Source organism: Psittacicella hinzii, assembly GCF_003585885.1.
In the GTDB taxonomy this organism is placed as follows: Bacteria; Pseudomonadota; Gammaproteobacteria; order Enterobacterales; family Psittacicellaceae; genus Psittacicella.
The window spans coordinates 1-6,701 of sequence record NZ_NRHC01000081.1 but is presented as its reverse complement, the minus strand read 5'-3'; the positions used below and the strand labels follow the sequence as shown (position 1 = coordinate 6,701).

The 6,701-nt window shown below is 33.9% G+C and carries 3 protein-coding genes and 3 tRNA genes; 4 read left to right on the top strand and 2 right to left on the bottom strand.

Features of this window, described 5'->3' with window-relative positions:
- Positions 1-69 precede the first annotated feature (69 nt).
- Both nrdB and nrdA read right to left on the bottom strand, forming a co-directional pair.
- Positions 70-1,206 (bottom strand): class Ia ribonucleoside-diphosphate reductase subunit beta, encoded by a 1,137-nt coding sequence (nrdB, locus tag CKF54_RS06225; protein ID WP_119525501.1) that lies wholly within the window; start codon positions 1,204-1,206, stop codon positions 70-72.
- Positions 1,207-1,385: 179 nt separating this feature from the next.
- Positions 1,386-3,650, bottom strand: coding sequence for a class 1a ribonucleoside-diphosphate reductase subunit alpha (gene nrdA / locus CKF54_RS06220; RefSeq protein ID WP_119525500.1), 2,265 nt, complete (start codon positions 3,648-3,650; stop codon positions 1,386-1,388).
- A gap of 1,183 nt (positions 3,651-4,833) precedes the next feature.
- Between nrdA and CKF54_RS06215 the strand changes: the two genes are divergently transcribed.
- The 4 genes from CKF54_RS06215 (at position 4,834) to CKF54_RS06200 (ending at position 6,398) form a co-directional block, all read left to right on the top strand.
- Positions 4,834-4,909 (top strand) — tRNA-Lys (locus CKF54_RS06215).
- Positions 4,910-4,940: 31 nt separating this feature from the next.
- A tRNA-Lys gene (locus CKF54_RS06210) sits at positions 4,941-5,016 on the top strand.
- A 20-nt stretch (positions 5,017-5,036) separates the two neighbouring features.
- Positions 5,037-5,112, top strand: a tRNA-Lys gene (locus CKF54_RS06205).
- 479 nt (positions 5,113-5,591) lie between these two features.
- The gene (locus CKF54_RS06200) at positions 5,592-6,398 is read left to right on the top strand and encodes a 2-keto-4-pentenoate hydratase (RefSeq protein ID WP_119525499.1); all 807 of its coding nucleotides are present in this window, start codon (positions 5,592-5,594) and stop codon (positions 6,396-6,398) included.
- Positions 6,399-6,701 lie beyond the last annotated feature (303 nt).

Sequence of the window (6,701 nt, the reverse complement as noted above, 5' to 3'; positions counted from 1 at the left end):
TCGGGAGAATAGGGTAAATCACGTAAACGTAAAGAGGAGAGAAGCTTAGCTTCTCTCCTCTTTATTTAATTATAGATCGTCATCGTCAAAACTTAAATCATCAACATTTACTTTAGAATCAATTTGACCAACTAAGTATGAAGAGATTTCTGTTTCTTGTGGCGCTACTTGTACGTTCTCTGATGATAACCAGTTATTCATCCATGGAATTGGATTAGAACGTTTTGCAAATGGTAATGGTAAGTTTACCGCTTCCATACGGATGTTAGTAATATATTCAACATATTCTTGCAGAATTTGTTTGTTTAGACCTAACATTGAGCCATCTTTAAATAGGTATTCAGCCCATTCTTTTTCTTGGTTAGCTGCTGCTAAGAATAGATCATAAGCTTCTTGCTCACATTCTTTTGCAATTTCAGCCATTTCCGGATCACCATCACCTTGTTGCATTAAGTTGATAATGTGTTGCGTACCAGTTAAGTGTAATGCTTCATCACGTGCAATTAATTTAATGATTTTCGCATTACCTTCCATACGTTTTTGTTCAGCAAAAGCAAATGAACAAGCAAATGAAACGTAGAAACGAATAGCTTCAAGAGCATTTACTGAATGTAGACATAAATAAAGTTCTTTTTTAAGTTTACGTAAAGTTACTTGAATTTTCTCACCATCAACTTCATATTCACCTTCACCGTAAATAGTCCAAAGCATGGTATCACGAATTAAATCATCGTAATATTTTGAGATATCACGTGCACGTTTTACAATCTCAGAGTTAGTTACGATATCATCAAATACTTCACCTGGATCATTTACAATGTTACGAATAATGTGCGTATATGAACGTGAGTGAATTGTTTCAGAGAAAGTCCAAGTCTCAATCCAAGTCTCTAATTCAGGAATAGAAACTAGAGGTAATAGAGCTACGTTTGGGGAACGACCTTGAATTGAATCTAATAGAGTTTGATATTTTAAATTTGAAATAAAAATATGTTTCTCATGATCTGGTAAAGAATTGTAATCAATACGGTCACGAGTTACATCCACTTCTTCAGGACGCCAGAAAAATGATAATTGTTTTTCAATTAGTTTTTCAAAGATAGGGTATCTTTGTTGGTCATAACGAGCAACGTTAACGTTTTGCCCAAAAAACATTGGTTCTTTTAACTGGTCGTTTTTAGTTTGCGAGAAGGTTGTATAAGCCATAAATATTCCTTATCTATTAGAGTGAAAGTGTGAGAATGCCTTTTAGACTAAATTGATCAACTTTCCAAGCAAGCTCGAGAAGATAAACTCCATTCTTTACTTCTAGAGTTCTTCCTTTCTGTTTATCTTCTCAATTACTTGGGCTATCCCTCTAGCTTAAAAAGCAATCCTCATAAAAATTAAATCTTACATGCACCGCCAACACAATCGTCATCAGTACGATCTGAAGCACCGTCATTTGTATTATGGTAGTAAAGAGTTTTAATACCAAGTTTATGACAAAGTAATAGATCTTTTAATAATTGTTGCATTGGTACTTTGTTACCTGGGAATTTTGCAGGATCATAGTTAGTATTTGTTGAAATAGATTGGTCAACAAATTTTTGCATAATCCCAACTAATTCTAGGTAACCACGGTTATCAGGCCATGTCCATAGTAATTCATAGCTATTACGATATTTATCAATTTCAGGAACTACTTGACGTAAGATACCGTCTTTTGATTGTTTAATCGTAACAAAACCACGTGGTGGCTCAATACCGTTAGTTGCATTTGAGATTTGTGAAGAAGTTTCTGAAGGCATTAATGAAGTTAACGTAGAATTACGTAAACCCCAACGAGCGATATCAGTACGTAATTCTTCCCAATTGTAAACTAAATCACCAGGGTGAACTTTATCAATGTTTTTATTATAGTGATCAATTGGTAATAGACCTTGAGCGTAAGTTGTATCACCAAAGTATTCACATGCACCTTTTTCTTTTGCTAAACGGTTTGAAGCTTTTAAGCAGTAATACTGAATTGCTTCAAAAGTGCGGTGCGTTAAATCTTTAGCAGAACCATCACTATATTTCACGCCATTTTTAGCTAGGTAGTAAGCATAGTTAATTACGCCAATACCTAAAGAACGACGACGTAGCGTAGAGATTTCTGCAGCTTTAATTGGGTAGTTTTGATAATCAATTAAAGAATCTAATGCACGTACTACTAAGTCCGCTAATTCTTCTAGTTCGTCTAAGTTTTCTAACGCACCTAAGTTAAATGCAGATAGAGTACATAGAGCGATCTCACCTTCTTCGTCATAAATGCTGTTTAAAGGTTTAGTTGGTAACGTAATCTCTAAACATAGGTTAGATTGACGAATTGGTGCTTTTTTACTATTAAATGCAGAGTGAGTATTGGTGTTATCTACGTTGTGGATGTAGATACGACCAGTTGAAGCACGCTCTTGCATTAATGAAGAGAATAGATCAACAGCTGGAACAGTTACACGAGGAATTGAAGTATCTTTTTCATACTGTTCATATAAACGTGCAAACTCTTCTTGATCTTCAAAGAAAGCATCATATAACCCAGGAACTTCAGAAGGGCTGAATAATGAAATCACGCCATCTTTAGTTCTTAAACGGTTGTATAAGTAACCATTAATTTGTACCCCATAATCTAATTGACGTACACGGTTATCTTCTACCCCACGGTTATTCTTTAGTACTAAAAGCTCACGTGCTTCACGGTGCCATAATGGGTAGAACACTGTAGCAGCACCACCACGTACCCCACCTTGTGAACAAGATTTAACTGCAGCTTGGAATAATTTATAGAAAGGAATTACCCCAGTGTGATAAGCTTCACCGCCACGGATTTTTGAACCAATTGCACGGATACGTCCTGCATTGATACCAATACCAGCTCTTTGAGAAACATATTTCACAATTGCTGATGAAGTTGCATTAATTGAATCTAGACTATCATCACATTCAATTAATACACAAGAAGAGAATTGACGTGTTGGTGTACGTACCCCAGCCATAATTGGCGTAGGTAAGCTAATTTTAAATGTTGAAGCAGCGTCATAGAAACGACGAATATAGTCTAAACGCGTTTCTTTAGGGTAGTCAGCAAACAAACTTGCAGCAATTAGTACATATAAAAACTGAGCAGATTCGTAAATTTGTTTAGTTACACGGTCTTGAACTAAATATTTACCTTCTAATTGTTTAACTCCTGCATATGAGAAATCTAGGTCACGAGAATGAACTAGAAAATCATTCATTACTTCAAAATCTTCTTTTGAGAATTTTTCTAATAGTTCTTTATCGTACTTCCCTAAATTTACTAATTTAGTTACATGCTCATATAAGTGAGGAGGTTCAAAACCACCATAAGCTTTTTTACGTAAGTGGAATACCGCTAGACGAGCAGCTAGATATTGATAATCTGGATTTTGTTCTGAAATTAAATCAGCTGCTGATTTAATTAACAATTCATGAATATCAGAGGTTTTCATCCCCTCCGTAAACTGCACTTGAGATCTAAGTTCTACTAAAGATACAGAAACATCATTTAAACCTTCAGCAGCCCATGTTACCACGCGGTGTACTTTTTCAAGATCAAGTGGTTCACGTCTACCGTCGCGTTTAGTTACATAAATATTTTCGATCATGGCGTTTTTATTCTGATTAAGGGCAAAAAAGCCATAAACCTTTACCAGAAGATTTATAGCGATTTACCAACTTTTTAGTTATAAGTTAATGAGTTTATTTGATTTTAAAAGATGATTCAATTCAGCAAATTTTAATTAAAATTTTGCTTTTAATAGTACTATCTGGATATCTTTAACCTCTTAAGTTAAAAATACCTTTTAATTGAATGAGCTCCCATTATAGAGCATAAAATTAAAAAGAAAAAAATAATTTTTTGCTTTAACAGACTATTATCTTATAAACCTATTTCTAGCTTTTTTAATACTTTTATTTAAAAAGAGATAAAAAAGAGCAAAATCTTTTTCCCTAAAATTCCGTCTATTGTTTATTTTTACGTCTTTTCTATATCTACATCTATAAGGATTTTTTTTACCTCTTAGACAGAAAATAACCAAGCGAAAAATGTCAGAATTTTGGCAAACAAGTATTAACTGAAACGTCTCCAAATTGAGTGCAGAGAAAAATTAATTCCTTTAAATTGAAAGTAGATTTATATAATTTTAACTACTAATTCATCAGCTTAGAATGGTAAAAATGTTTTACTCTTTATTTGCTCTACCTCAAACAATATTTTTTTATTTTCTTCAGAAGAGTAACTGCAAAAAATTTACCCCGTCAATAATCAAAGATTAACTAATTTATGTCATTGATCTACCTTACAGTCATACGTAATCAATTTACTTTACAGATCTATCTATATAATTGATCTACATTAAAAGCTGTACAATTTATCCACCTTGCATTTCTGTGTAGTTCATCTCTCAAGAAGCTCTAATGAATAGGAAATAGGATTTAAAAAATCTATTTTTTTTTTCAAAAAATTAAAAAAATCGCTTAAAAATTGCATTAGATTAGATTTTTTCTTGGCTAATTCAATTTTTAAGTGAAATTCTAGTGAAAAAACAATAATTTTATATTACTAATTTTCAAAGGATTAAGAAAAAATAAATTTTTAAGTATTGCATTCTAATGATTAATTCCATATAATAGACCTCGTTGTTGAAAAGACAACTTAAAAAGATTTCTTCAATGGTTCGAGTCCTCGCAAGATAGTTAGAGCACCTGGTCAGGACGAGAGTAGCAGCCAACTTTAATGATGCTGTGCCGAGATTAACTCGAACCGCCCTAATAAAAATAAAATTAGGGCCGTTAGCTCAGTCGGTAGAGCAGCGGACTTTTAATCCGTTTGTCGAAGGTTCGAATCCTTCACGGCCCACCATTTTTCTTATTACATTCTACCTTATTAGTTTGGGTCGTTAGCTCAGTCGGTAGAGCAGCGGACTTTTAATCCGTTTGTCGAAGGTTCGAATCCTTCACGACCCACCATTTCTTTTACCCTATTATTTGGGCCGTTAGCTCAGTCGGTAGAGCAGCGGACTTTTAATCCGTTTGTCGAAGGTTCGAATCCTTCACGGCCCACCATTTTTCTTTTACTTAAAAGTAAATTGAAAATCAGCGTAACCAACTCATTGGTTACTTTTTTTGTCTCTAAATATTTTTAACCCCACATTTTAAAATCTTTTCTCTGCTAGGTTATAAGCTACTCATAAGCTACAAATCACGCTTGTCACAGCAATCTCAACAACCTCATTCCTTCACATTCTCAAAATTTTATTGCTAGCCACACTTCCTGCACATTCTTCCCAGCTAGTACAACCGATTATTCTCCTCTACGAATCTACCTCATTACTACAGCTTCTTCTAATTAATATCTTGCAAGGAAGTATATTTCTACCTGCCAAGAGTTTTCTAAGCTTCTTACTTTCTAAAAAACAACTAGTTATAACTTTTTAGCAATTTTTTTTATCGTTAGATATTGACGCGCACAAATTTACGGTTTAAGATTTAATATAAGAAATAAATAAAATTTTTAACTTATGTAAGGCATGTCGAGGTTCAATATGACAAATTTAAATTTACCTAAATTAACAGAGCAACAAGAAAAATTTGCAAGTGAATTAGCTAACGCTTATAAAAACAACTTAGCGTTAAATGCAGAAGATTGGCAAGATGTAGTCGCTGACGATGATCAAGCTTATGCTGTCCAAGCTAAATTCACCTCTTATAAAGATACTCCTGTTGGAGGCTATAAAGTCTCATTAACCTCTGAAAACACTCAGAAGTTGTTCAATTCAAATAGCCCATTGTATGGTGCTTTAGAACAAACTCGCTTTGTTCAAGGTCCAGCTACTTTAGAACTAGCTAACTTAAACGAAGCTCTAGTAGAATGTGAGTTAGTATTTACTGCTAAAGAAGATCTACTTCCTACTGATACTTTAGAAGATTTAGCTCGTAAAACAACTGTAGCTGGTGGTTTAGAAGTACCTGACGCTCGCTTCTCTTCTTGGTTCCCAAGCTTAAAGAAACATTTAGTTGTATCTGACGGTTCTGTAGGCGGTTATGTAGTATTTGGTCAAGAACACAATACAAGCGAGTTATTTGCAAGTGTTGATGACTTAGCAAAAGTTGAAATGCGTTTAACTCACGATGGTCGTGAAGTAGCTACAGGTGTTTCTGCTGAAGTATTAAATAACCCATTAAACTCTTTACAATGGCTTGTTAAAAAATTACACGAACAAGGTCTTACTTTTAAAGCAGGTTTACGTGTATCATCTGGTACCTTTAATTTCCCTCCACACTTAGAAAAAGGTGTTTGGGAAGTTGAATATGGTTCAGGTGTTGGTAAAGTAACTTTAACTGTGAAATAATATCTCCAGACTCATCACCATTACTATAAATCAAAATAGGAGCGCTAATAAGCGCTCCTATTTTCCATTATGTACCTGCTGTATAGATGTAAAAGCCTGCTTTGCTGTGTTTTACCCTGCTTTGCAGTATTTTATCCCCAAATCCGTAATTTTTATAGTCATAAGTAAAAGGCAGTAGTTAAGTAACTACTGCCTTTTCTTACTTAATACTTAAATTAAGAACTCGGATTATATTATTTTGTTCATCATTTAAAGGTACTAAAGATTTATCGTTACCGTCATTTAGCCTATTTTCCCGTTTTC